Origin of the sequence: Shewanella sp. 2_MG-2023, from assembly GCF_030548905.1 — a bacterium.
GTDB classification, from domain to species: domain Bacteria; phylum Pseudomonadota; class Gammaproteobacteria; order Enterobacterales; family Shewanellaceae; genus Shewanella; species Shewanella electrodiphila.
In genome coordinates this window covers 1-2,569 of the sequence record NZ_JAUOSO010000039.1, presented here as the reverse complement: position 1 = coordinate 2,569, position 2,569 = coordinate 1, and the positions used below count along the sequence as shown (strand labels likewise).

Here is a 2,569-nt window from a genome sequence, read left to right as displayed (position 1 = left end):
AGTGAATACTCATTAAGTTCTGTAGGCTAAAACTTAACGCTTGCTTTAATTTCTCGAAATACATCAAGAAAAATAAATAGTGGTATCCCCTAGGGGATTCGAACCCCTGTTACCGCCGTGAAAGGGCGGTGTCCTAGGCCTCTAGACGAAGGGGACCCGGACTGGCGTTATACTCTACCAAAGAGTGAATACTCATTAAGTTCTGTAGGCTAAAACTTAACGTTTTGATTTTAGTAAAATTGGTGGAGCTACACGGGATCGAACCGTGGACCTCTTCGCTGCCAGCGAAGCGCTCTCCCAGCTGAGCTATAGCCCCTCAACTTTACTTAACACATTTGGACAAACCGAAATAAATTATGACGCTGTGTCTCAACTGCGAGGCGCATTCTATGCAGCCTGCCCAAAAGTGTCAACTCGTTTTTTAAGAATTTATTCTATCTGCTACAAATTCAATCGCTTTGGAGATTCTTTGTTCACAACGAGCCTTTCCAACTAAAAACAAGGTTAAATCTACAGCAGGTGACATGCCAGCGCCTGTAACCGCGACACGTAGTGGCATTCCGACTTTACCCATACCCACTTCTAGTTCTGCTGCTGTATCTTCAATTGCTTGGTGAATTGCTTCAACTGTCCACTCTGGAAGGGTAGAAATTTTTTGTTGTATAAGTTTAAGTGGTTCCATTGCAACACCACGTAAATGCTTTTTAGCTGCATTTTCATCAAACGCTTCGAAATCTTCATAGAAGTAGCGGCTAGATGCAGCTAAATCTTTCAGCGTTTTCGCTCTTTCTGCTAAAGCTGTAACAACTTCAGCAAGTGCAGGTCCGTTTTCTGTATCAATTTTCTGGTCATCCATATGCCATTGAAGATGTGATGCAACATATTCTGGTGCAAGTTCTTTAATGTAATGTTGGTTTAACCAATTAAGTTTTTCTGTATTAAAGGCTGAAGCTGCCTTATTGATATCGTCTAGTTTAAATAACGAGATCATTTCTTCCATTGAGAAAACTTCTTGGTCGCCATGAGACCAACCTAAACGAACCAGGTAGTTTAGTAGCGCTTCAGGTAAATAACCGTCATCACGGTATTGCATAACACCAACCGCGCCATGACGTTTTGACAGTTTCGCACCATCATCACCTAAAATCATCGATACGTGAGCATATTCAGGTACTGGTGCACCCAAAGCTTTAAGGATGTTAATTTGACGAGGAGTGTTATTGATATGGTCTTCACCACGAACAACACAAGTAATGCCCATATCCCAATCATCAACAACAACACAGAAGTTATAAGTTGGTGTGCCTTCTGTACGAGCAATGATTAAGTCATCTAAGGTATCGTTAGCAAATTCGATACGGCCACGTACGTGATCGTTAAATACGACACTACCTTCAGTTGGATTCTTGAAACGAATCACAAACGGTTCATCAGTATCACGAGGAGCAAGATCGCGGCAATGGCCATCATACTTTTGTGATTCACCATTTTCAGCTTGCTCTTCACGCATCTTCTCAATACGTTCACGAGAACAGTAACACTTATAAGCAGTACCTTCTTCAAGCATTTGAGCAATGATTTCGTTGTATCGATCGAAACGTTTAGTTTGGTAATAAGGACCTTCGTCCCAAGTCAAACCTAACCATTCCATTCCTTCAAGAATTGCGGCGCAAGCTTCAGGAGTCGAACGTTCAATATCAGTATCTTCTACACGTAAAACAAACTCACCTTGGTTTGCGCGGGCATAAAGCCAAGAATAAAGTGCTGTACGAGCACCACCTACATGTAAAAAGCCTGTTGGGCTAGGAGCAAAACGCGTCTTAGTTGTCATAATGGGACACTGACCTATTTCAAAAACGTCTATATAAAGACAGATATAATAAAGTGGCCGATATTCTATACCCAAACCACCTTATTATGCGAGTTTCACTATTGATAATTTAAACTACATCAATAAGCAGCATCATAATCAGCTCTGTGAGCGAAAAACTATAGCTAAAGAGCGCACTGATTGCTCAACTTTGTCGTCGAAGCTTTTATTGAAGTGAAACTGAGAAGTCTCAAAACAAGGCATATTTAGCTGGATACGAGCTTTACTCCATAATTACAATATTCAATTCTTCTCTAGTTGCATCACTATTGAGACAAATGACGTTATAAAGCGCCTAACAATTCAACAAGCCGCACGTTTTTAGCGCGGCTGAGCTTTTTTCGTGAAAAAGTCGTTGACAGTATTTCGTTGCTCCCTATAATACGGCCCCACACAGCGAGGTCGATTAGCTCAGCTGGGAGAGCACCTCCCTTACAAGGAGGGGGTCACTGGTTCGAGCCCAGTATCGACCACCATTCTTTTCATAAAGAATTAAAACATTATGAAATCCCAGGTCGATTAGCTCAGCTGGGAGAGCACCTCCCTTACAAGGAGGGGGTCACTGGTTCGAGCCCAGTATCGACCACCATTCTTTTCGTAAAGAATTAAAACATTATGAAATCCCAGGTCGATTAGCTCAGCTGGGAGAGCACCTCCCTTACAAGGAGGGGGTCACTGGTTCGAGCCCAGTATCGACCA

General features: G+C 42.3%; 1 protein-coding gene and 5 tRNA genes. 3 read left to right on the top strand and 3 right to left on the bottom strand.

Going from position 1 to position 2,569, the window contains the following annotated elements:
- Positions 1-80: 80 nt before the first annotated feature.
- The 3 genes from Q4600_RS21045 to gltX all read right to left on the bottom strand — a co-directional run bounded on the left by Q4600_RS21045 (position 81) and on the right by gltX (position 1,831).
- Positions 81-156 (bottom strand) — tRNA-Glu (locus Q4600_RS21045).
- A gap of 84 nt (positions 157-240) precedes the next feature.
- Positions 241-316 (bottom strand) — tRNA-Ala (locus Q4600_RS21040).
- A 105-nt stretch (positions 317-421) separates the two neighbouring features.
- Positions 422-1,831 carry a glutamate--tRNA ligase gene (gene gltX / locus Q4600_RS21035; protein WP_303518493.1) on the bottom strand — a complete coding sequence of 470 codons (1,410 nt, stop codon included), beginning with the start codon at positions 1,829-1,831 and terminating at the stop codon, positions 422-424.
- A gap of 439 nt (positions 1,832-2,270) precedes the next feature.
- Between gltX and Q4600_RS21030 the strand changes: the two genes are divergently transcribed.
- From Q4600_RS21030 to Q4600_RS21020, 3 genes are all read left to right on the top strand, one after another.
- Positions 2,271-2,346: transfer RNA gene (locus Q4600_RS21030), tRNA-Val, on the top strand.
- Between the two features lie 37 nt (positions 2,347-2,383).
- Positions 2,384-2,459: transfer RNA gene (locus Q4600_RS21025), tRNA-Val, on the top strand.
- A gap of 37 nt (positions 2,460-2,496) precedes the next feature.
- Positions 2,497-2,569, top strand: a tRNA-Val gene (locus Q4600_RS21020).